The sequence below is a fragment of the Cohaesibacter sp. ES.047 genome, from assembly GCF_900215505.1.
Lineage (GTDB): Bacteria > Pseudomonadota > Alphaproteobacteria > Rhizobiales > Cohaesibacteraceae > Cohaesibacter.
Genome location: NZ_LT907844.1, coordinates 2,290,016 through 2,312,937, shown reverse-complemented (window position 1 = coordinate 2,312,937; position 22,922 = coordinate 2,290,016). Strand labels below are relative to the sequence as shown.

The window sequence follows — 22,922 nt, the reverse complement described above, 5'->3', positions numbered from 1 at the left end:
AGTTTCGGAAAACCTCATTTGTTCGGTCTTGCGAATATACCGCAATGCTCAAGGGGCAGGTCGCTATGAGCCCGCTATGGCTTCTGGCAGCTATTTTCATCGTCGCGCTGGTCGGTGCGATGCTTGGACGCAATCGCGCGGTTTCCTGTGTGAACGGAAACATTGCTGCACTTCATTCTCGACCCGGATATTACGGTTCTTACGTTTTTATCTGGACGGCCATTCCAGCCACCATGTTCATGATTGCTGTGCTCATCGCGCAGCCTTTTCTTGATAATTCTGTTATTGATAGTGAATTGCGTGCTGGCTACAGCGAGGCTTGCGATCTTGCAACCGCTCGCATTCAGGGCGATAGCAAGGCTGAAAAGCCAGATATCTGCGCTGAATTTGATGAATATTTAGAATTGGATACGCGACGCAATCTGATGCAGGGCGTTGTGATCAACGTTGCCGATGGCGTTAAGCTCCTCAGTGAAGAGGAAACCGTGCAACTGCGCACGGGCCTTGTCGCTGTCCGGCCGACACTGGCCAAGCACGGCGTTGCCCTCGCAGAGAATGTCGACAAGTCAGTGGTTGATGCTGCCTATAGCCTCAACGAGACGCGGTCGTTCATTGATCTCTTGCTGATCATCGGTATTGCCGTGCTTCTCGCTCTGGGCCTTGTGCTGAGCTTCATGCGCATCAATCCAAAGCTTCGGGCTCGAAACCGGGTTGAGGCAAACATCAAGATCGCGCTGATCATGGCATCGTCGATTGCCATCATGACCACGGTCGGCATAGTTCTGTCGATGCTCTTTGAAGCCATTCACTTCTTTCGTGTGGTTCCGCCAACCGAGTTTTTCTTCGGCACAACATGGGACCCGCGTTTCACCGCAGCGGGTGTCGAGGGCGGCGCTGGTGGCACCTTCGGCCTTCTGCCGCTGCTCTGGGGCACTTTGTATATCTCGATCGTTGCCCTGATGGTTGCCGTGCCAATCGGTTTGTTCGCCGCGATCTACATGGCTGAATATGCGACCAGCACGGTGCGGTCCATAGCCAAGCCCCTGCTCGAAATCCTCGCGGGGATCCCGACCATCGTCTATGGTTTTTTTGCCATGGTCACGGTCGGTCCCTTCCTGAGGGATAGCGGCGCGTTGATCGGCCTTGACATCTCGGCCCGTTCCGTTCTGACCGCAGGTCTCGTGATGGGCATCATGCTGATCCCGTTCATCTCGTCTCTGTCTGATGATATCATCACCGCCGTTCCCCAATCCATGCGGGACGGGTCTCTCGGGCTTGGGGCAACCCGGTCGGAAACCATCAAGCGTGTGATCCTGCCCGCCGCCCTGCCCGGTATCGTGGGCTCGGTGCTTTTGGCCGCCTCCCGCGCGATTGGTGAAACGATGATCGTGGTGTTGGGGGCTGGCGCTGCTGCCAATCTCTCAGCCAACCCGTTCGAGGCGATGACCACCGTGACGGTGAAAATCGTCAACCAACTGACTGGTGACCTTGAGTTCAATTCGCCGCAGACGCTTGTGGCCTTTGCTCTTGGCATCACCTTGTTCGTGATCACGCTGGGTCTTAACATCTTCGCTCTGCACATCGTGCGGAAATATCGGGAGCAGTACGACTGATGACTGATATCACTCAAAATGAAAGCAATGTGGTTGCAAAGGCGCACCAGCGCGATCTGGGTCTGAAGAAGCGTTATGCATCTGAAACCCGTTTTCGGACAGCCGGGATTATTGCAATCTCTCTGGGCGTGCTGTTTCTGGTGGTCCTGTTCTGGTCGATCATCTCGAAGGGTTACACCGCCTTTCAGCAGACCGAGATCAACCTAACGGTCTATCTCGATGAGCAGATCATCGACCCCAAGGGCAACCGGTCCCGATCCGAGTTGACCCAGATGCTGCGCTACAACAAGGTCATTTTGCCAGCTCTTTACAAAGCCGCCGGCCTTGACCCGAACGACAAGACCCAGAAAGCCCAATTGAATGCGGTCAAGGGTCTGTTGTCCCGCGGTGCCGCCGTCGAATTGCGCGATATGGTAGCTGCCGACCCGGACCTGATCGGTCAGCGCCTCGACATGTGGTTCATCGCTGATGGCGATGTCGACTCGTTCGTCAAGGGACAGATTCCGCGCGACGTTCCCGAAGCCCGCCGCCAGATCAGCGATGCCCAGATTGCGGCCATTGATGACCTGATGGAAAAGGGTGTGATGGCCAAGAAATTCAACACCGGCCTGTTCACTTACGGCGCTTCGTCCCGGCCAGAGACGGCAGGGATTGGCGTTGCTGCCCTCGGCTCGATCTTCATGATGCTGATCGTGCTGGTCTGTGCGCTTCCGATTGGTGTGGCGGCTTCGATCTATCTTGAGGAATTCGCTCCCAAGAACCGCTGGACCGACCTGATTGAGGTGAACATCAACAACCTTGCTGCCGTGCCGTCCATCGTGTTTGGTCTTCTTGGCCTTGCGGTCTTCATCAACTTTGCCGGACTGCCGCGCTCTGCGTCGGTGGTCGGTGGTCTGGTGCTGACCCTTATGACCCTGCCAACCATCATCATCGCGACACGTTCGGCACTCAAGGCGGTTCCGCCGTCGATTCGGGAAGCGGCTCTTGGTGTTGGTGCCTCCAAAACCCAGGCGATCTTCCATCACGTGCTGCCGCTGGCCTCCCCCGGCATCCTGACCGGGACCATCATCGGTCTGGCGCAGGCGCTTGGTGAAACGGCTCCGCTGCTGATGATCGGTATGGTCGCTTTCGTGAAGGATTATCCGGTCACGCCGTTTGATCCGGCGACGGCCCTGCCCGTCCAGATCTACATGTGGGCGAACTCTGCGGAGCGTGCCTTTGTGGAGCGGACTTCGGCGGCTATCATGATCCTTCTGGGTTTCTTGGCCATCATGAATATTTCTGCGGTGCTTCTGCGTCGCCGCTTCGAGCGTCGCTGGTAACCCCAGCGGCGTGTGCACCCTACGCGTTGTTTAGCCTTTTGATCCCATGCCCCTCGATGGCAGGATCAGGCTGAAAGAGGACATAGAAAGCATGAACATGCAGGACACTAACACCACAGTTCAGCAGGATAGCAATATTCGCAAGAATCCGATCAAGATGTCCGGTGAAAAAGTCACTGTTCACTATGGACAGAAACAGGCCCTGTTCGACGTCGATCTTTTGATCGAGGAAAACAAGGTAACCTCACTCATCGGTCCATCGGGTTGCGGCAAGTCCACCTTCCTGCGCTGCCTCAACCGCATGAACGACACCATCGATATCTGTCGCGTCGGCGGCAATATCAGACTGGGCGACTTCGATATCTACGATCCATCCGTCGATGTCGTCGAGCTGCGCGCCCGTGTCGGCATGGTTTTCCAGAAGCCCAACCCGTTCCCGAAAAGCATTTTCGAGAATGTGGCGTATGGGCCGCGCATCCACGGCCTGTGCCGGAATAAGACCGAGATGGAAGAAGTGGTGGTCTCGTCACTTCAGAAAGCCGGCCTTTTCGAAGAGGTGAAGGATCGCCTTGATGAACCGGGGACGGGTCTGTCCGGTGGCCAGCAGCAGCGTCTGTGCATTGCCCGCGCGATTGCGGTGAGCCCTGAAGTCATCCTGATGGATGAACCCTGCTCGGCTCTTGACCCGATCGCCACGGCGAAAGTGGAGGAATTGATCGACGAATTGCGTGAGAACTACACCATCGTCATCGTGACCCACTCGATGCAGCAGGCGGCTCGTGTTTCACAGCGCACCGCGTTCTTCCATCTGGGCAATCTGGTGGAGGAAGGTCCAACCGATCAGATCTTCACCAACCCGGTAGATCAGCGCACTCAGGACTACATCACAGGCCGCTTCGGCTAACAGACACTTTCGTTCGCCTGTCTTTCCGGTCCGGCACATGGCTGTCCCGCGGACCCGGTCGGCGGAAAACAAGCGAACACAAGGAGAGAAAACAAATGTCCGATCACATTGTCTCGTCTTATGACGATGATCTACGCGAGCTGACCGGTCGTATCGCCGAAATGGGTGGTCAAGCCGAACGCATGGTTGAGGAAGCGGTCAACGCGCTTGTTCGCCTTGATATGACGGTTGCCAACACCACGATCGCCAGCGATCAGGCGATCAACAAGCTCGATCAGGAGATCGAGGAGAAGGCCGTTTTGACCATTGCGCGCCGCCAGCCGATGGCGCAGGATCTGCGCCACATCATTGCGGCCTTGCGCATCTCGATCGATCTGGAGCGCGTTGCTGACCTTGGCAAGAATATTGCCCGCAACGCTCTGGCCCTTGAAGGACGCCCCCAGCCCAAGCATTTCCTGCATGGGATCGAGCATATGGCCGAGTTGACCCTCGACCAGCTCAGGGCCGTGCTTGATGCCTATACTGCTTTGGACGAGAATGCCGCCTTGGCAATCGTCGCCAAGGACAAGGATATCGATGCGCTTTACAACTCGCTGTTCCGCGAATTCCTGACCTACATGATGGAAGATCCGCGCAATATCACGATTTGCACGAACTATCTGTTTGCCGCAAAGCATCTGGAGCGCGTCGGCGACCACGCCACCAACATCGCCGAGACCATCTTCTACGTGAAGACCGGGCGGGCGATGGAAGACCGGCCTCTCTGATAGACTTTAAAAGCCGCGCTTTTGACGGCGCGGTCAATGCCGGTTTCAACCAAACATGACATGGCGCTCACCCTGATGCGCCATGCAGACGTCCAAGACCTGATCCTGCTGGCTGAACGCCTCAATCGCGCGTCAGCCCGGATCCTTAGAATGCGGAATGAATGGCTATGAGCCCAAATGTCATGATTGTGGAGGATGAAGAAGCCCTCAGTCTTCTTCTTCGTTACAACCTAGAAGCAGAAGGCTATCAGGTTGAAGTGATTGCCAGAGGGGATGAAGCGGAAAACCGGCTTCAGGAAACCCTGCCCGATCTGCTGCTGCTTGACTGGATGCTGCCGGGCCTGTCCGGCATCGAGTTGTGCAGACGCTTGCGTGCCAAACCCAAAACGCTGAAGCTGCCGGTTATCATGCTGACAGCGCGCGGCGAGGAATCCGAACGCATCCGTGGGCTATCCACCGGGGCAGACGACTATGTGGTCAAACCCTTCTCGGTGCCTGAATTGATGGCCCGTGTGCGCGCGATCCTGCGCCGTGCAAGCCCGGATCTGGTGGCTACCATTCTCAAGGCTGGCGATCTGGAACTCAACCGCGAGACGCATCGTGTCAAACGCTCCAACCGCGAGGTCAATCTCGGGCCGACCGAATATCGCTTGCTCGAATTCCTGATGCAGAACCCGGGGCGTGTCTATTCCCGCGAGCAGTTGCTGGATGGCGTCTGGGGGCATGATGTCTATGTCGACGAACGCACGGTCGATGTGCATGTGGGGCGTCTGCGCAAAACCATCAACCGGGGGCGCGCCAAGGATCCGATCCGCACGGTGCGCGGCTCCGGCTACAGCTTTGACGATCAGTTTTCCGTCGAGTAGCCCCGAAGCGCGCACATGCGTCAGCCTTGATTGCAGAAACAAAAAACCCCGGCTCCCCTGACAGGAACCGGGGTTTTTCATGTTTTTCAGACTCTAGCAATCAATCTGAGGTGCGCGCACGGAGCATGGAGAACAAAGTGCGACGTTTGGGGGCAGTCGGCTTGGGCTCGACGAACGAGCGTTTCACGGTTGCCTGTCGTTTCACCTTGCTCACGGTTTTTGCGACCTTGCTGCGCTTGTTGGGCTTGGTCAGGACGATGAAGTCAGTGCCCTGAGGCGTTGTTTCCCGGCTGAAGCCGCGATCCGAAATGGTCAAGGACGCCCCGTTGCCGACAAGATGATTGATCTGGGCGCGGATATCCTCCGGAATGATCACGCGATCGAGCACAGTTGCCGCATCAACGCCGCCGGGATGCTCTGGATCCTGTTTGACGCCAAGGCGCGCCTGCTGTCTGTCCGACAATTTGTCATCCAGATTAACCGCGAGCCAATTGAGCTTGTCAGGTGCCACCGCGTTGGCGGTAAACAGATGCGCACCCAGCGGAGCCTTAGTGTCGCGGATCCGGATCGGCGCATCGAACAATGGTTTGAAATTGTGCCGAACGAACAGATGACCGGTCGGGATCTTGCCCTTTCCTGCAGCATTGTAGAGATTTTGCAGCAAGGCCTGATCGATACGCGGTTTGGCACCATAGGAACGCTGGTCCATGCTGCCATCCTGTGCTGCGATAAAGGCACGCAGAGCTGCCATTGTGGCGCTGCCAGCAAGGCCATCAACGACGCCCGCATCGTAGCCTAGCTCATTGAGCAGGGTCTGGACTTCCTTGACAACATTGCCCCTAGCCTGACGCGTGATGAAGATACGCAAGGGCTTGTCACTGTGCTTCACGGCTTCGAGCTGATTGAGATAGCGCGCGACCTGATGCGCCGTGGTGTCACGCACCGGGTGCTCATTGAGCAAGGAAATCTTGCCGAGCGCTTCTATTGGTTCGGGCGTTGCTGCAACAGAGGTGACTTGTGCCGCGAGATCATCGACCTCACGAGGCTGAAACAGGTTGGCATGTTCGATTGGTTCGGGCACCGCCTCACGATTGGCGATGATCACGTGAGCGCCGCGCTCGGTGATCGAAAACAGCTGTTTTGCGAACCCGCCAGGCAGGCGAACACAGCCATGCGATGCCGGATAGCCGGGCACGGAATTGGACTGATGCAGAGCGATACCCGACCACGTCAGGCGCTGCATATAGGGCATCGGAGCGCTGTTGTAGAGATTGGAGTAATGACGTCGCCGTTTTTCGAGGATGGAAAAGATACCCGTCGGCGTGGTGTGGCCGCGCTTGCCGGTGGAAACCCGCGAGGTCGCGATTTCTTCGGTGCCTCTGAAGACCCGAGCGCGTTGATCCTTGCGGGATATAATGATCTGGATTGGCAATTCGTATTCGGGGGTCAGCGCCAAAGTATTCACGGGCGATGCAGGCAAGGCTCCCAACATCTGCTCATTGGCCTGTGACAAACCGGTCGTCGCCAGAAGCAAACCGCCTACCAGGCACAGGTATGCCGATTTATTCATTTCACGTTCCCCTCACGCTTCAAACGCCAATGTGCAATATGCTTCCAAAAATAATAAAACAATACTGCACCACTATATCTATTCCGACTTTCCAGACAAGTCGATTTGAAATCTTCGGCACCCGAGACCGGTCACTTTCCAGTCATCACGACCGAACGACTTACCGCATAACTGTCGATCACCGCAAAACACCGACGCTTTGACGAGGTTTTTACGCATTGCACCGAAAGATGACTCACCAACCGGAGCAACCCCGTCACGAAAGCCTAGAGTGACTCAAATGGATGAAGCGCTTCTTAACGACCTGCAACGGCGGCCCCTGTGACCCCGTTTCTTGGGCTTGGCAAAGTCGCGCGTGAGGCTCTGCAAGCATAAACGGTCATCTGGCATGCTGTCGAATGCACTCTTACTTTCACTTTACGCCAACTAAGTTTTCGTTGAAGAAGCAAATTAATATTACACGGTTTTATATAGGTATCTGTAATTGAAACCTTTTTTTTATTTTTTCGGCGGAAGATCTGCGTGAAGCAGTTCATTTTTCTGCCTGCATTTCCTATTTTCATGCGCAGAGGCATTCATGGCCAACAAAATTACGCCACCTTGCTTTGAACGCCGCGTTTCGGATAGCAAAAGTCTGGTCGGCAAAACCGATACACGCGACAGGTTCGGCGACAGTCAGAGATGCCGGGTACAACCGACTGAATGCCATCTTCCAAGAGAAAGCCGCGCCCTATGACCCGTTTGTCCTCTCTTTCTTGTGCGCGGCTTCTGGCCATTGGCGTCCTTGTGCTGCTGAGCGCTGGCATTGGCCTCGACCTTCTGGGTCTTCGAACTGCTGCACTTGGTCTGTTCGTTGTCTCTGGCCTTGCCATGGCCGTGCAACTGCTTCTGTGTCTGAAAGCCGAACGGGCAATCAATAATGTTGCGAACGTGGCGCAGGCGCTGGGCTCTGGTGAGCTGGAAGCACGCGCCGATGAGGCGCTCGAAACCGGTTCGCTCGGCCTGCTTGCGGTTGCCATCAACTATCAGGCCGACCGCTTCGACACCTTCATGCGGGAAGCGGTGGCATCAACCAATGCGATGTCGCGCAACAAGTATTATCGCCGTATCCAGCTTATCGGCATGCCCGGGGCATTCCATGCCTATTCGGAACAGATCAACGACGCGATCATCCGCGTTCAGACACGGATTGAAGACTTTGCTGAAAAGACCGGTCATTTCGAGGAAGCCACCAAGACAATCGCGAGCTATCTCTCGGAAGCCGGCACCCAGATGAACCAGACAGCGACGAACATGACCCGGAGTGCATCGAGCACCAATGAACGCGCCAGCATTGTTGCATCAGCCAGCCACGAAACCTCTGTCAATGTTCAGACGGTCTCGGCGGCCGTCGAGGAACTGAGTGCAAGTTCGGTTGAGATCGGATCCCAGATCGAGCGTTCCGCGAAGGTTGCTGCAGATGCAGTTGCGGAAGTGCGCGAGGGCGAAATGAAGATCAATGATCTGTCAGAGGCCGCTGAAACCATCGGGCATGTGGTCGAACTGATCTCTGCGATTGCGGAACAGACCAACCTTCTTGCTCTCAATGCAACCATTGAATCCGCGCGCGCCGGCGAAGCGGGCAAAGGCTTTGCGGTCGTAGCTGGCGAGGTCAAGGAACTGGCAGGACAAACAAGCAAGGCGATTGGCGAAATTACCGAACAGATTCATCGGATCCAGTCGGCGACCAGTCTTGCCGTTGCCGCTTTTGGCAATGTGTCCACCACAATTCATGAGATCGAGGACATCACCTCGGCGGTTGCCGCAGCAGCCGAAGAGCAGAATGCTGCAACAACCGAGATTGCCCGCAATATCGAGGAAGCCCACACGGGCACCTCCGAAGTGGCCAGAAACATCGGCGAAGTGACGACGGATGCGGAGCAAACGGGCGAAGCGGCAACCTTCGTGCTCACGTCGGCTGAACGCATGTCGCGGGATGCCGCCACCCTGCAAAAAGAGGTGACCGACTTCATTCTCAGCCTCCGTCGCGGGCCACTGGATCGGCGCGAAGTCGATGACCCGGCATACTCCGGGTCCGACCGCCGACAGGCTGGACGCGCGATACAGCAGACCTTCGAGCAACCGGCACAGAAGCTGGCCAGTTAGGCACGATCCAGACGCCTTTCAGACAGCATACAGGGGCGGTCCCAGCGGCCACCCCTGTTTCGTTTTGCACTCCTTTTTGCGGTTCAAGTGGTGTTGGGCCAGCAGGCGCACTTTTCTGCTTTTTTGGTGATTGACTTCACCGGCGGGGTGCTTATGGTTTGCGCCACAGTTCCAGCGGCCAAGGCCGCGAGACATGCGCAATCGAACACCCCAGACAAGCTGAAAGCGAGAGACATGACCCAGTACGATCTGCCTGCGCTCAAGAGCATCATTGAAGCGAGCTTTGACGCACGCGATACCGTCAATTCCGACACAACCGGCGAAATCCGCGATGCTGTCGAGGCCGCCCTGCACCTGATGGATCATGGCGACGCCCGTGTGGCCGAGAAGAACTCCGACGGAGAGTGGATCGTCAATCAATGGCTGAAAAAGGCCGTGTTGCTTTCCTTCCGGCTCAATGCGATGGAAGTGATCAAGGGTGGTCCGGGCAATGCCAGCTGGTGGGACAAGGTTCCTTCCAAATTCGATGGATGGGGTGCGAGCGAGTTTGAACAGGCAGGGTTCCGCGCCGTTCCCAATTGCATCGTTCGCCGCTCCGCCTTCATCGGCAAGGGTGTGGTGTTGATGCCGTCCTTCGTCAACCTTGGTGCCTATGTTGATGATGGCACGATGATCGACACATGGGCGACGGTCGGCTCCTGCGCACAGATCGGCAAGAATGTTCATATCTCTGGCGGGGCTGGCATTGGCGGCGTTCTCGAGCCGCTGCAGGCCGGTCCGGTGATCATCGAAGACAACTGCTTCATCGGGGCGCGTGCCGAAGTGGCCGAAGGCGTCATTGTGCGCGAAGGCTCGGTGCTCTCCATGGGTGTCTATCTTGGTGCGTCCACCAAGATCATCGACCGCAGCACGGGTGAAATCTTCATGGGCGAAGTGCCGCCCTACTCCGTGGTTGTTTCCGGCACCATGCCCGGCAAGCATCTGCCCGATGGCGCGCAGGGACCAAGCCTTTATTGCGCCGTTATCGTCAAGCGCGTTGACGAGCGCACCCGGTCCAAAACGTCGATCAACGACCTGTTGCGCGACTGATCCGCAGCGGAACAAAGCTTGATTTCATCCCGCCCGATCCAATCGGGCGGGATTTTTTTGTTCTGAAGGGCCATCAGCCCGTTTGAAATAATCGACCATTTTCATTCTTTTGCTCTTGACCTAGAGTGCACTCGAACATCTAGCCTCCCTTATGTCGAACAGGAGTTGGTCCTTTGAAAATCGGTGATCTTGCTGCCAAGACGGGTTTGTCCGTCCATACCATCCGCTACTACGAAAAAATCGGGCTTTTGCCAGATGCGCATCGCGATGCGGGCGGGCGGCGTCAATATGGCATGGAGATCACCAACTGGTTGACCTTTCTCAAGCATCTCAAGACCACCGGGATGGGAATTTCCCGCATGGTCCGCTATGCGCGGTTGAGAGCAGAGGGTCCGCACACCGCTACCGAACGCCGCCAGATGCTGGAGGACCAGAGAGCGGACGTACAGACCCAGATCAGAAGACTGCAAGAGACCCTGCCTGTGCTCGACAAGAAAATCGCAATCTATCTCGATATGGAAAATGCCCATATCATGGAGGCATCGAATGACCGAAGCACAAAGCAAATCCCCCGTGTCCAACCCGCAAGCGAGCGCCCTTGAGCGTGGCCGCGCCTATTGCGCAAAATATCACCCTCATCTTGAAGCCGCGCTTTCCGAACGCTATGACGCGAAAGTGCCCGACTTCTCAGAAAGCCTGATCGAGTGGGCCTATGGCCGACATTATTCAAGACCCGGACTTGATGCGAAAACCCGCCAGTTGGCGACAATCGCCGCCCTAACAGCCCTTGGTGGGCAGACGGAGCCACAGCTCAGGATCAACATCGAGCACAGTCTCGCTGCTGGCTGTTCAGAACAGGAGATCCTTGAAATCATCTGGCAAATGTCTGTCTATGGCGGTTTGCCTGCTGCGATCAATGGCTTGAATGTCGCGCTTGAGTTCTTCTCCCAGACACAGGAAGAAGGGATGGCGCCGGAGGAATGATTGACGCCCGGTTCGGAATAATGCCTACTATCCGCGGAAGGCTTGCGGCAAGTCATAGTGCGCCGTTTGCATCGCGATCAGAGTGAGCTTGACGCGGACAGGCAAAACCGAACTGGCCAGCGAACAGACCACCCAAGGAGATGTCATGACCATCGAACGCTTGTTGTTTGACAGCCAGGGACAAATTGGCCGCAAGCAATTCTGGTTTGCTCATCTTTTGCTCTTCCCTCTGGAAATCGGGGCGGCTTTTCTGTTTCGTGTGCATGATAATTTCCTTTGCCAAATGGACCCTGCCCAGACACTGGGCAAGGTCTATTACGGTGCGCTCGGCGTGATGGCTGCTACCTTTTTCTTCATGTGGTATTGCGTGGTCATCAAACGGCTGAGAGACCGCGGGCGCGGCCATGTCAGCTTCTTTGCCTATGCGATCCCGATCCTTGCCACCCTCAGCGCTCTTGCGCCGCACTTTCCCCTCTCGTGCAGCGTCGGCATTGAGACACGGGGCATTTATCTGCTAGCCATCCTGCCCTTCTGGCTGGTCTATTTCATCGATCTGGGGATTGTCTCAAATACCAACAGAGCGCCGGTCGATGAGACCGCGGAGCATACGCCCGAGCACTCGAGCCATCCCGGCAAGGCCTGATGGCATAACTTTTCAACCAATGCCGCTTCGTTTCGTTCAAGAGCGGTGGAAAGTGGATTGAAGGCGGCGCCAACCTTGCCTAATGTGACGCCGTACTATTTGTTGCAACCCGGAAAAGATGATCCTGTTTTCCCGTGTTCTTCCCCGCTCGTCTGATCATGACCGCATGTCGCCCTCCCGACCCGGAGCAATTCGTGTGTCCGCGCCGCGTTGTGCATCAGGCTGTGCATCGAACCTGTGCCCACCTCACGCAAAGGACTGCATGAGACCCGCACGACATCCTTGAAGCAAAGGCACAGTCCAGACTGCCTGCTGAGCAGGCGTCGACACCGGATCCCTCTGATCGGACCGTGCCCAGACGAAAGCAAGCCGCGCCATGACCAAAGCCCCGACCGCTCTGGATATCACCCAGAAACTCGTTCAATGCCCCAGTGTCACGCCCAAGGAAGCCGGCGCGCTGGCTTATCTCGATGCCCTGTTGAGCCCCGAGGGGTTTCAGGTGGATCGTCCGGTCTTCACAGACAAGGACACCCCGGACATCGAGAATCTATTCGCCAAAATATCCGGCGGAGAGGGTCCGCACCTGACCTTTGCCGGTCATGCGGATGTGGTCCCCACCGGCGATGAAAGCCAGTGGTCCGTGCCGCCCTTTGCCGGCGAGGTGAAGGATGGCCAGCTTTATGGTCGCGGCACCTCGGACATGAAGGGCGGTATCGGCGCGTTCATCGCAGCGGTGCTGAAATATATCGAATTGCATGGCGAGCCGAACGGAACGATTTCCCTTCTGATCACCGGCGACGAAGAAGGCCCGGCGGTCAATGGCACCATCAAGCTGCTGAAATGGGCTGCAGATCGTGGCGAGTGCTTCAGCGATGCCATTGTCGGGGAGCCAACCAACCCGGATGCGATGGGCGATGCCATCAAGATCGGGCGGCGCGGCAGCCAGTCCGGGACGTTGACGGTCATCGGCCAGCAGGGCCATGTGGCCTATCCGCATCTGGCGCACAATCCGGTGCCTGTTCTGGGCAAGATCGTCTCCTACTTGAGCTCGGCCATCCTCGATCATGGCACCGATCATTTTCAGCCGACCAACCTTGAGTTCATCTCGGTCGACGTTGGCAACGAGACCTGGAACCTCATTCCCAAGACCGCGACAGCCCGCTTCAATGTGCGCTACAACGATCTTTGGGATCCGGAGATGATTGCCGAGCTCGTTCTGACGCGCGCCAAGGAGAGCCTGCCCTCAACCGATTTCCATGTTGTTGTCGAAATGGAGCCGGCCATCAGTCAGGCCTTCCTGACGAAGTCGGAAAAACTGATCAAGGGCTTCAGTGCTGCGGTGGCCAAGGTGACCGGCAGAACGCCCGAACACTCGACCGATGGCGGCACGTCGGACGCCCGTTTCATCAAGGACTATTGTCCGGTGATCGAATTCGGCCTTGTCGGCAAGACCATGCACATGATCGACGAACATATCGCTCTCAAAGATCTGCAGACATTGTCCGATGTTTACTATGAATTCCTGATGCAGTATTTCCCACCACAAAGATAAGCATCTGGCGATTGCCATTCTGGCGGGGTCGGCTATGCTGGCCCCGCTTTTCTATCGCCCATCGCACACTGCAGCCGCAAACGCAGCTTCAACGGAGCCTCATGGCCTACATCCTCTTTCATCTCGAGCTCGTCTGGGCCTTTGTGCGCGGCGACGAGGAAGCGCTCTACAAGATCGATGCCACGGTGCGCGGCGTCCTACTTTCGTTTCTCGCCATCGTCATCACCGAACCGATCAATCTTCTCTACACGGTGCTGTTCGGCGACGTTGACAACATGCTGATATTCAGCGAAGGCGGGCTCGGCCTCTGGATCGCCAACACCTTGCTCGACTGGGGTCTGGGGCCAGTAGTGCTCTATCTGATTTGCCGGTTCTTTGGCTTCAGAGATCGCTTCATCCCGCTCATTGTCAGCTACAACTGGCTCAGTGTCATTGTCCTGTTGCTCACCCTTGTGCCCGGGGCAATTGTCACCTCGGGGCTTGGCGGTCCGGGGATGGCCGTGCTCATCATGCTCGGGATCATCCTCTTTGCGCTGTGGATTTCCTATCGCCTGTTCAGCTTCGTGCTGGAGTGTCCCGGATCGATGGCGCTGGCGCTGGCGGTCTTGCTGATGGTCGCCAATGTTGCCGCAACCGTCATGCTGTTCCAGCACTCGGCTAGTACCGCGATGTAATGGCAGCGATACCGATCTGGCGGCGTCTCTGGCCACATCTCTGGCGATTAGGCCTTCTGGTGGCCTTCCCATGGCGCTTCTGGGATCAGATAGTCCCGATCCTGAGGGTAATCGACTCGGGTCAGATAGAGGCCATCGGGTGGAGCGACAGGTCCACAGGCGCGGCGATCGCGGGCATCGAGAATCTCGGTGATCCAGCCGACCGGCTTGCGCTCGGCCCCCACCTCGACCAGAGATCCGACGAAGGACCGGATCTGGTTGTGCAGGAAAGAGCGCGACATGGCATGCAGATAGACCCATTCGCCTTCCCGGCTCACCTTGAGGCTTTCCATCGTCCGCCATGGGCTCTTGGCCTGACAGGCGGTTGCGCGGAAGGTGGTGAAGTCGAAATGGCCGATCAGTTGATCCGCCCCCTTTTGCATCAGGTCGATATCAATCGGATAGCTATATTGCCAGGCACGTCCGATCTCGAAGGTAAGCGGCGCACGGCGATTGCAGATGCGATAGCGGTAGTAGCGCTTGGAGGCGAGAAAGCGGCTGTCGAATTCTTCGGTGACCTTCCAGCTGTCGAGGATGGCGACACCCGTTTCCTTGAGGAAATGATTGAGCGCTTCGCGGATCTTGTGACTGTGCCAGTCCCGCTCCAGATCGAAATGCGCCACCTGACCGAGCGCATGAACGCCCGTATCGGTCCGCCCGGCACCGAACACCGTGACCGCCTCACCGGTGAACTTTAGCAGCGACTTTTCAATCAGCCCCATGACACTGGGGGCATTGTTCTGCCGTTGCCAGCCCGAAAAGGGCCGGCCGTCATATTCGATGAGAAGCTTGAAGCGTGGCATTCTATCTCTTCGTCATGCAATGACGTCGCCGACCGAAAGGTCTGCTCCGCGCTGGAAATCCTCGGCCTTCATGGCACCTTTGCCAGCCCGTTGCAATTCGATAAGGCGCACGGCCCCGTCTCCGCAGGCGACCGTCATGGCTCCGTCGAGCAGTGTGCCAGCCTCACCAGCCCCATCAGATAGCTCGGAGCGCAGGATCTTGACCCGCTGCGCCTTGCCGCGGATGGTCATTTCGCACCACGCGCCGGGGAAGGGCGAAAGCCCGCGGATCTTGTTGTGCACCTCATTGGCCGGCTGAGAGAAGTCGATGCGGCTCTCGGCCTTGTCGATCTTTTTCGCGTAGGTCACGCCCTCTTCGGCCTGAGGTCTGGACGTAAGGCCCCCGTGCGACAGGGCCCCAAGAGCCCGGACCATCAGATCTGCCCCAAGCACCATCATGCGGTCGTGCAGATCCTCGGCGGTCATTGTGTCGGTGATGGGAATGGTCTCTGACATGGCGACATCGCCGGTGTCGAGCCCTTCGTCCATACGCATGACCTGAACGCCGGTCTCGGCATCTCCGGACATGATGGCCCGCTGGATCGGAGCGGCGCCCCGCCAGCGCGGCAGCAACGAGCCATGCAGATTGAGGCAGCCCTCTTCTGTCGCCTCCAAAATGGCTTTGGGTAGCAGGAGGCCATAGGCAACGACGACGGCGACATCGGCCTCAAGGGCGCGGAATTTTTCCTGCTCTTCTTCGGATTTGAGCGAGGTCGGCGTAAAAACCGGCAGGCCAAGACGCTCGGCCGCCTGATGGACGGGAGACTTGCGCTCTTCCATGCCGCGTCCGGCGGGCCGTGGTGGCTGGCTGTAGACTGCGACAACCTCGTGGCCCCGCCCGACGATTTCCATCAGGGTCGGAACGGAGAAATCCGGGGTGCCCATAAAGATGACGCGGAGCATGGCTAATCCTTGCGGTGATTGTGGTGCGGACGGCAGAAAGCCAGACGAGAGCCAGACTAGAGCCAGACTAGAGCCAGACTAGAGAATGCCCTGCTTGTCTTTCTGCTTGGCGAGTTTGGTGAATTTCTTGATCACACGGTCGCGGCGCAGCCTGGAGATATAGTCGATGAAGAGCGCACCATTGAGGTGGTCGAATTCATGCTGGGCGCACGTGGCATCAAGCCCTTCGCAGAGCATTTCCTGCTCCTTGCCGAATTGATCCAGAAACCGGAATTTCACCGATGCCGGTCGCTCCACCTCAGCGTAATAGTCGGGGATCGACAGACAGCCCTCTTCATAGGTGCTCAGATCGTCCGATTGCCAGAGAATTTCCGGGTTGATCATACAGATCGGATTCTTGTCATCATCGCCCTTGCCGCAATCCATGGTGAAGATGCGACGAGGCACACCAACCTGTATGCCCGCCAGACCGATGCCCGGGGCTTTGTACATGGTTTCAAACATGTTTTCGACAAGGCGACGCAGATCATCATCCACGCGCTCGACCGGAGCGGACTGCTCGCGCAGCATGGGATCCGGCAATGTAACTATATCCAGAAGTGCCATGGGAGGTGATGTAAGGGTTCGGGGTCGCAGCGTCAATCACAATCGGCACAAATCTGGCCAACCAAGCGGGCGTCTCAACAAGAGACGGTAGACCGTGCGAGCCCCTGTTCTCATTTTGTTTCCCCCTTTTCCGAATCAATCTATAGTCGCGCCATGAATGACATCGTGATCACCATCGGCCAACATGGCCTGACGACCTTTGAAATCCTGATCGGTGCGATTGCCCTGCTCGGATTGCTGCTGGTCTGGCTTCTGATCTCGCAGAACCGCCAAAGCGGTACGCGTGAGCAGGAGCTCTATGAAGCACAGGAACAGGCCAGAGCGCAAAGGGCGCAAGTCGAGGAATTGACGCGCCTGCAGGCGGAGATGACCGGTCGGATGCAGACCATGGCGGAGATTTTCTCCACCCGCCAGTCCGAGATGGCGCAATCCCTGACCAACCGTATGGACGGCATGGGGCATCGCTTGACCCAGACCGTGTCCAAAAGCCTGACGGATGGCCAAAAAGCAACGGGCGATAATCTGCGAGCGCTGCATGAGCGGCTGGCTGTGATCGATAAAGCGCAAGGCAACATCACCGAGCTATCGGGCCGGGTGGTCGAGTTGCAGCAGATCCTTGCCAACAAGCAAACGCGCGGCACATTTGGTCAGGGCCGGATGGAGGCGATCATCGAGGATGCGCTGCCCAAGCACGCCTTTGATTTCCAATATACCCTTTCCAACAAAAACCGACCCGATTGCGTCATTCATATTCCCAATGACAATGCGGTGCTGGTGATCGATGCAAAGTTTCCGCTCGAAGGCTGGACCGCGGTCAAGGAGGCTCATAATCCGGACGAGGACAAGGCGGCACGGACGCGCTTCCGCAATGATGTGAAGAAACACATCAAGGACATTTCCGAGCGCTATTTCATTCCCGGTGAAACGCAGGACACCGCCTTCATGTTCGTGCCCTCCGAGAGCCTTTTTGCCGATCTGCACGAGCAGTTTGACGATGTCGTGCAGCTTGCCCACCGGACGCGTGTGGTCATCGTCTCGCCGTCCCTTCTGACGCTGTCCATTCAGGTGGTACAATCGGTTCTGAAGGATGCCCGCATGCGGGAGCAGGCCCACATCATCCAGCGCGAGGTCGCCTTGCTGATGGAAGACGTCATGCGCCTTGATGATCGGGTATCCAAGCTGCAAAGCCATTTTGGCCAGACCCAGAAAGATGTCGATCAGATCCTGACGTCGACGGGCAAGATCGTCAAACGCGGTCGCAAAATCGAGGATATTGACGTCAGCGAAGCCGAGCTTGAAGCCATCGCCAAGGATCAGGCCAGAGAGTTGGCAAAGAAACAGGCCGAAGAGCAAACCACGCCATCAGAGCCAGAGACGCCGCCGGAAACAGGGTCTCGGGCGCGCGCCCGCCCTGTGGGTATTGCCGGACCCGAGGATGAAGTCAGCCGCCGCATGGCCTCGCTGTTTGACGGCGAGACGTAAGGCTCTTTTGATCACTGCTGCCCGAAGGTCATCAAACTGTTGTGTCGATCGGATAGACCTTGCCATTGACCGCATCAATGAGACTGGGTTTTTATGACGCTTCAGACACTTCCGCAGCATTTGCATGGCTTTTCGAAGTCACTCAATTCCACGCCCTTGCGCCATCTGGGTACCCGCTACAGCAGGGATGGCAGTTTCCTTGAGGAACCGGGCAACACCATCGTCTGCCATCTGGTCGATGGGTCGATGGCGGTGCAGGCGGTGATTGATGCGCGCACCCGCATGCAATCCCTGCCAGAATCGGAAAAGCTGGCCTATACTGCGGAATCGAGCCTGCATATGACCCTGTTTCAGGGCATCATCGAATATCGCCGCAAGCGGCCCTACTGGCCGGCAGATATGGCGCTTGATACGCCCATCGAAGCGATGACCGAGCATTATCTCAAGCAACTTGAGGACTTTGACGCACCGGGACCCTTCAAGGTCGAGGTCATTGGCGCAACGCCCAACGGGTTGACGGTTCAAGGGCTGACGGATGCAGACCGCAGAATAATGAAAGTCTGGCGGGATCGACTGGCTGACATTTTCGGCTATCGGCACCCGGATCACGACAGCTATAGGTTCCACATCACCTTCGCCTATGAGATGGATCGCTTCAGAGACGAAGCCATGCTGGAATGGCACAAGGGCCTTCTGGAAATTCTCGAAGATCTACAGGAAGCGGCTCCGGTCATCGAGCTGGAACCGCCTGCCTTCTGCTCCTTTGTGGACATGAACCATTTCGAGAAGCTGAAGGTGCTCGCCTAACCCCGAAAGTCTCAGCCTATAAGCCTCAGGCTAGCCGAATTCCTTGCGGCTGCGCATGGCCTGCAGAAGCGTGCCCTCGTCGAGATAATCGAGTTCTCCGCCGATCGGCACACCATGGGCGAGCTGTGAGATTCTGACCGGTTCAAAGGCGGGATCGGAGCGTTTCATCTCTTTGGCCTGAGCTTGCAGTTGGTCGGTGAGATAGTGCGCCGTGGTCTGCCCTTCGACTGTGGCATTCACCGCCAGAATGATCTCGCGGATTTCTCCACTGGCAGTGCGGGCCAGAAGCCCGGCAATATTGAGATCGTCCGGACCGATGCCATCAAGCGGTGACAGGGTCCCGCCCAGCACGTGATAGGCGGCATTGAGCACGGACGCCCGTTCAAGCGCCCAGAGATCCGAGACATCCTCGACGACCACCAACAGGGTGGGATCGCGCCGGGTATCGGTGCAGATAGTGCAAGGGCTTTTGCTGTCGATGTTGCCGCAGGTCTCACAGACCTGCACCTTCTCCACGGCGGTCGCCATGGCGGCAGACAGCGGCACCAGAAGCTGCTCCTTGTTCTTGATCAGATGCAGAGCCGCGCGGCGCGCGGATCTCGGCCCCAGCCCCGGCAGGCGTGCCAGCAACTTAATCAGGCTTTCAATTTCAGGTCCTGCCATGTGATTGGCCATTCCACACCTCTTGCTGCGGTCCCCCTAGCGGGCGACCAACCCTTCAGGTTTTGCTGACAATCGCCGCAGCTGCACCTGCCATGGCAACGGCACCTGCCCGATTGGCAATGCGCACCGCGCGCGGGCTGTGCAACAGGCGACGGGCCTTGCTGGCAAAGAAAACCCAGCCCAGATCGACCGTTGCCAACGTGATCACCATGGTGATCAGCAGCTCGAACCAGCCAATCGCCGTCACAGACCCCAGATCGATCAACGTCGGCAGCAGCGCTGCGTAAAAGAGCATGATCTTGGGGTTGCCCATGGTCACCGCAAACCCGGCCAGAAACATGCCGACACCTGACGAGCGGTTTGGAAGGCCCTGCTCGGTCTCATCATCTTGGCGGGTGGTCCACATCGTGTAGGCCAGATAAACCAGATAGGCGCAGCCAAGCCATTTGATGACGACAAAGACCGAGGCAAAGGCCGACGCCACGATAGAAAGTCCCCCGATGGCCAGCGATAGCCAGATCGCTTCCCCCAGCCACATGGCAACGACGAAAGGCAGCACGTCGCGCGAGCCGCGGCTCAGAACGCGGGCCACCAGTGCAGTGATGCTCGGGCCGGGGACACTGGCAACCAGAAACAGCGTCCCGGCATAAAGCAACAGGGAGGACAGGGTCATCGGATCAACTCGCTTGCATCGGGCGGGATGCCTAGAACGGCAGGTTCATGCCTGCTGGCAGGCCGAGTTCGCCAGCCATATCCTGCATCTTTTCCTGCATCGCAGCTTCGACCTTGGACTTGGCGTCGTTGTGCGCGGCGATAATGAGATCCTCAAGGATTTCAGCATCGTCGGGATTGATCAAAGACGGATCAATGGAGAGCGTCTTCATCACACCCTTGCCAGACAGGGTGATCTTGACCGTGTCTCCACCGGCCACGCCGGTCGCTTCCATTTCGGCCACCTGTTCCTGCATCTCGGCCATTTTGGCCTGCATTTCCTTGGCCTTCTTCATCATCTTCATCATGTCCATGATGATCGCTTCCCTTGTTGATCCTGTCTTTTCCGGCCAGTGTGAGCCGAAGCGGACAGTCTGTGCTACTCTATTGATTGTGACTGGACTGTATATGAGACCGGATTGCTCCGGTTCAAGCTACAAATCCTCATCGATCCCGAAGTCATCATCATCTGCAAGCAGGATGGGGAGATCGTCTTCCTGTTCGTTGAGCTCTTCCGCGGCCACTTCGAGGAATTCTTCCTCGAAATCGCGATGGAAGCGAACATCAACAATCTTGGAGCCGGGGAACATGTCGCGCACAGCTTCGACGAGCGGATGCTGATCGGCCTCTTCGCGGGCCTGTCGTTCCCGTTCTTCCTTGCGTTCGGAAATCGTCGCGCCGCCGCCCTCACCTGCAAGTTCGACGATCCAGCGTTCGCCGGTCCAGTCACCAAGCTTGCGAGAGAGCTTCGACTGAAAGGCTTCGCTGTCAAAGCCGTCATAGGCGATGACAAGTCGGCCCTGCTCCATACTGATCGGGCGTACGGCGGATTCCAGTATCAATTGCAGCGCAATATCGCGATTCTTCTTGGCGATTGCGACGATCTGTTCAAAGCGGGTGATGACTGGTCTGAGCGAGGATTCGCGTGGTTGCGCGTCATCCCCGGTCGGCTTTCGTTTGGCGACGTCGGCTTCGCTGTTGCTGGCGACCAGCCGAAGGTCTGCCTTTTCAGTTTTGACAGGCTCAGCCTGTCCCAAGGTCGCAGCGGGAGCCTGATCGGGCGTCGAGACCGGTGTGGAGCGCCCGCTTGTTGCCCGCATGGCCGTCGGGCCATTGTTGCTTGAAGGCGTCTCATGGGGGTCTGCCACCGCAGAGCTTTGGGCATCGGGAGGCGGTGTGGTGGCGTCAGGCGGCACTGATGGACCGGCGCCCGCGCCCGTTGGCATCGGCGGGCGATAATCGCGATTGGTCAGATGGCGCAGGGCCTCGTCCGGGGTGGGAAGGTCCGCGACATAGGCAAGGCGGACCAGCACCATTTCTGCCGACGCCAGAGGTCGCGGCGATGTCTGCACCTCCGACAGCCCCTTGAGGATCATCTGCCAGGCACGCGATAGCACCCGAACAGACAGCTGACCGGAAAAATCGCGGCCCCGGCTCTTTTCAGCTTCGGTTGCCGCTGCATCCGACTGGGCGTCGGGCGTGAGCTTCAGGCGGGTGACGAGATGAACGAAATCGGCCAGATCCGAGAGCACGACCGCTGGATCGGCCCCGATGTCATATTGCGCTTTCAACTCCTCAAGTGCGGTGGCTATATCGCCTTTCATCACGGCCTCAAACAGATCAATGATCCGCGCCCGGTCAGCGAGCCCCAGCATCTGGCGGGTTGTCTCGGTGGTAATCTTGCCCGCGCCGTGGGAAATCGCCTGATCAAGAAGGGACAGAGAATCGCGCACCGATCCCTCGCCTGCGCGGGCGATCATCTGCAGCGCATCGTCCTCGATATCGACCTGTTCCTTGTCACAGATCTTGCGCATGTAGCCTGCCATGTCAGCGGCATCAATGCGGCGCAAGTCAAAGCGCTGACAGCGCGACAGGACCGTGACGGGGACCTTGCGGATTTCGGTCGTTGCGAAAATGAACTTCACATGCTCGGGCGGCTCTTCAAGGGTCTTCAGCAGACCATTGAAAGCGGCAGTCGAGAGCATGTGCACCTCATCGATGATATAGACCTTGTAGCGGGCGCTCACCGGTTTGTAGCGGGCCGCCTCGATGATCTCGCGAATGTCGTTGATCGATGTGTGGGACGCCGCGTCCATCTCCATGATGTCGACATGGCGGCCTTCCATGATGGCCTGACAATGGGTGCCGATGCGATCCATATTAATGGTCGGTTCGTCGATCTCACCGGGAATTTCATAATTGAGAGCGCGGGCGAGGATGCGAGCTGTTGTGGTCTTGCCGACGCCGCGCACACCGGTCAACATGTAGGCCTGAGCAATCCTGCCAGTGGCGAATGCATTGGTCAGGGTGCGAATCATCGGCGTCTGGCCGACCATGTCTTCAAAGCCTGCCGGGCGATATTTGCGCGCCAGCACACGATATCCTGCGTGGGATTGAAGATCCTGACCGTCCATCGAGAAGTCCTTGTTCACCATTGTGACCGTAAGCTCCATCCATAGCAGAGGAGACAACGACACGTCACCTTTCTTGTCGCAGTGAGATGCTGCCTGTTGACAGCAAGGCACCGGGCGGAAAGGGTGCATCAAGCGCCCGTCTTGCAGGATACCGGATCGAACAGATTTTGTGGAGAAAGTGGAAGGCTGAACAGATGACCCGCTCTGTAACTCGTTAGGGCTGCTTCCTTCCGGACCTGACCCGATTGGCGAGGGGAACGTCCATTGCCAACCTTCCACTGGTTCATATGTCATTTGTTGCAAGCGAATGCAAGAGGCAGAGCGCA

The 22,922-nt window shown here is 57.4% G+C and carries 23 protein-coding genes and 1 other RNA gene; 15 read left to right on the top strand and 9 right to left on the bottom strand.

What is annotated here, in order from left to right; translation table 11 throughout:
- Window positions 1-65 precede the first annotated feature (65 nt).
- The 6 genes from pstC to phoB all read left to right on the top strand — a co-directional run bounded on the left by pstC (window position 66) and on the right by phoB (window position 5,472).
- Entirely contained in the window at window positions 66-1,613 is a 1,548-nt protein-coding gene (gene pstC / locus CPH65_RS10555; RefSeq protein ID WP_096176354.1) for a phosphate ABC transporter permease subunit PstC, read from the top strand.
- Entirely contained in the window at window positions 1,613-2,935 is a 1,323-nt protein-coding gene (pstA, locus tag CPH65_RS10550) for a phosphate ABC transporter permease PstA (RefSeq protein WP_096173433.1), read from the top strand. The genes pstC and pstA overlap by 1 nt, the downstream gene beginning before the upstream one ends.
- 97 nt (window positions 2,936-3,032) lie before the next feature.
- Complete coding sequence (gene pstB, locus CPH65_RS10545; RefSeq protein WP_371359441.1) at window positions 3,033-3,839, top strand: phosphate ABC transporter ATP-binding protein PstB; 807 nt, start codon at window positions 3,033-3,035, stop codon at window positions 3,837-3,839.
- A 95-nt stretch (window positions 3,840-3,934) separates the two neighbouring features.
- Window positions 3,935-4,606: a phosphate signaling complex protein PhoU gene (phoU, locus tag CPH65_RS10540; RefSeq protein ID WP_096173431.1), complete on the top strand. Its 672-nt coding sequence runs from the start codon at window positions 3,935-3,937 to the stop codon at window positions 4,604-4,606.
- A gap of 36 nt (window positions 4,607-4,642) precedes the next feature.
- The gene (locus CPH65_RS24840; protein WP_256385214.1) at window positions 4,643-4,777 is read left to right on the top strand and encodes a hypothetical protein; all 135 of its coding nucleotides are present in this window, start codon (window positions 4,643-4,645) and stop codon (window positions 4,775-4,777) included.
- Window positions 4,774-5,472 (top strand): phosphate regulon transcriptional regulator PhoB, encoded by a 699-nt coding sequence (gene phoB / locus CPH65_RS10535; protein ID WP_096173430.1) that lies wholly within the window; start codon window positions 4,774-4,776, stop codon window positions 5,470-5,472. The genes CPH65_RS24840 and phoB overlap by 4 nt, the downstream gene beginning before the upstream one ends.
- Before the next feature lie 100 nt (window positions 5,473-5,572).
- On the opposite strand, the gene CPH65_RS10530 is transcribed toward phoB, so the two are convergent.
- Window positions 5,573-7,042 (bottom strand): L,D-transpeptidase family protein, encoded by a 1,470-nt coding sequence (locus tag CPH65_RS10530; RefSeq protein WP_096173429.1) that lies wholly within the window; start codon window positions 7,040-7,042, stop codon window positions 5,573-5,575.
- Between the two features lie 732 nt (window positions 7,043-7,774).
- Between CPH65_RS10530 and CPH65_RS10525 the strand changes: the two genes are divergently transcribed.
- The 7 genes from CPH65_RS10525 (at window position 7,775) to CPH65_RS10495 (ending at window position 14,129) form a co-directional block, all read left to right on the top strand.
- Window positions 7,775-9,187: a methyl-accepting chemotaxis protein gene (locus CPH65_RS10525; protein WP_157747614.1), complete on the top strand. Its 1,413-nt coding sequence runs from the start codon at window positions 7,775-7,777 to the stop codon at window positions 9,185-9,187.
- 234 nt (window positions 9,188-9,421) lie between these two features.
- Complete coding sequence (gene dapD / locus CPH65_RS10520) at window positions 9,422-10,276, top strand: 2,3,4,5-tetrahydropyridine-2,6-dicarboxylate N-succinyltransferase (protein ID WP_096176353.1); 855 nt, start codon at window positions 9,422-9,424, stop codon at window positions 10,274-10,276.
- 173 nt (window positions 10,277-10,449) lie between these two features.
- A complete protein-coding gene (locus CPH65_RS10515; RefSeq protein WP_096173427.1) occupies window positions 10,450-10,878 on the top strand; it encodes a MerR family transcriptional regulator in 429 nt (142 codons plus the stop codon).
- The gene (locus CPH65_RS10510; protein ID WP_096173426.1) at window positions 10,823-11,260 is read left to right on the top strand and encodes a carboxymuconolactone decarboxylase family protein; all 438 of its coding nucleotides are present in this window, start codon (window positions 10,823-10,825) and stop codon (window positions 11,258-11,260) included. Before CPH65_RS10515 ends, CPH65_RS10510 begins: the two co-directional genes overlap by 56 nt.
- A gap of 145 nt (window positions 11,261-11,405) precedes the next feature.
- Entirely contained in the window at window positions 11,406-11,903 is a 498-nt protein-coding gene (locus CPH65_RS10505) for a DUF805 domain-containing protein (protein WP_157747613.1), read from the top strand.
- 376 nt (window positions 11,904-12,279) lie between these two features.
- On the top strand, window positions 12,280-13,455 hold the full coding sequence (gene dapE / locus CPH65_RS10500; RefSeq protein WP_096173424.1) for a succinyl-diaminopimelate desuccinylase: 1,176 nt from the start codon (window positions 12,280-12,282) through the stop codon (window positions 13,453-13,455).
- 101 nt (window positions 13,456-13,556) lie between these two features.
- The gene (locus CPH65_RS10495) at window positions 13,557-14,129 is read left to right on the top strand and encodes a hypothetical protein (protein WP_096173423.1); all 573 of its coding nucleotides are present in this window, start codon (window positions 13,557-13,559) and stop codon (window positions 14,127-14,129) included.
- A gap of 47 nt (window positions 14,130-14,176) precedes the next feature.
- On the opposite strand, the gene truA is transcribed toward CPH65_RS10495, so the two are convergent.
- The 3 genes from truA to def all read right to left on the bottom strand — a co-directional run bounded on the left by truA (window position 14,177) and on the right by def (window position 16,519).
- On the bottom strand, window positions 14,177-14,971 hold the full coding sequence (gene truA, locus CPH65_RS10490; RefSeq protein WP_096173422.1) for a tRNA pseudouridine(38-40) synthase TruA: 795 nt from the start codon (window positions 14,969-14,971) through the stop codon (window positions 14,177-14,179).
- Between the two features lie 12 nt (window positions 14,972-14,983).
- On the bottom strand, window positions 14,984-15,913 hold the full coding sequence (gene fmt, locus CPH65_RS10485) for a methionyl-tRNA formyltransferase (RefSeq protein WP_197704006.1): 930 nt from the start codon (window positions 15,911-15,913) through the stop codon (window positions 14,984-14,986).
- Between the two features lie 78 nt (window positions 15,914-15,991).
- The gene (gene def / locus CPH65_RS10480; RefSeq protein ID WP_096173421.1) at window positions 15,992-16,519 is read right to left on the bottom strand and encodes a peptide deformylase; all 528 of its coding nucleotides are present in this window, start codon (window positions 16,517-16,519) and stop codon (window positions 15,992-15,994) included.
- Between the two features lie 153 nt (window positions 16,520-16,672).
- On the opposite strand from def, the gene CPH65_RS10475 reads away from it, so the two are divergent.
- A complete protein-coding gene (locus tag CPH65_RS10475) occupies window positions 16,673-18,001 on the top strand; it encodes a DNA recombination protein RmuC (RefSeq protein WP_096173420.1) in 1,329 nt (442 codons plus the stop codon).
- 93 nt (window positions 18,002-18,094) lie between these two features.
- Window positions 18,095-18,808, top strand: a complete 714-nt coding sequence (locus CPH65_RS10470) for a DUF1868 domain-containing protein (protein WP_096173419.1) — start codon at window positions 18,095-18,097, stop codon at window positions 18,806-18,808.
- A 30-nt stretch (window positions 18,809-18,838) separates the two neighbouring features.
- Here CPH65_RS10470 and recR read toward each other — a convergent pair whose 3' ends face one another.
- The 5 genes from recR to ffs form a co-directional block, all read right to left on the bottom strand.
- Complete coding sequence (gene recR, locus CPH65_RS10465; RefSeq protein WP_096173418.1) at window positions 18,839-19,483, bottom strand: recombination mediator RecR; 645 nt, start codon at window positions 19,481-19,483, stop codon at window positions 18,839-18,841.
- A 43-nt stretch (window positions 19,484-19,526) separates the two neighbouring features.
- A complete protein-coding gene (locus tag CPH65_RS10460; RefSeq protein ID WP_096173417.1) occupies window positions 19,527-20,144 on the bottom strand; it encodes a LysE family translocator in 618 nt (205 codons plus the stop codon).
- Between the two features lie 31 nt (window positions 20,145-20,175).
- The gene (locus tag CPH65_RS10455) at window positions 20,176-20,499 is read right to left on the bottom strand and encodes a YbaB/EbfC family nucleoid-associated protein (protein WP_096173416.1); all 324 of its coding nucleotides are present in this window, start codon (window positions 20,497-20,499) and stop codon (window positions 20,176-20,178) included.
- A 117-nt stretch (window positions 20,500-20,616) separates the two neighbouring features.
- Entirely contained in the window at window positions 20,617-22,596 is a 1,980-nt protein-coding gene (locus CPH65_RS10450) for a DNA polymerase III subunit gamma/tau (RefSeq protein ID WP_096176351.1), read from the bottom strand.
- Between the two features lie 178 nt (window positions 22,597-22,774).
- An RNA gene (ffs, locus tag CPH65_RS10445) (signal recognition particle sRNA small type) lies at window positions 22,775-22,872 on the bottom strand.
- Window positions 22,873-22,922 lie beyond the last annotated feature (50 nt).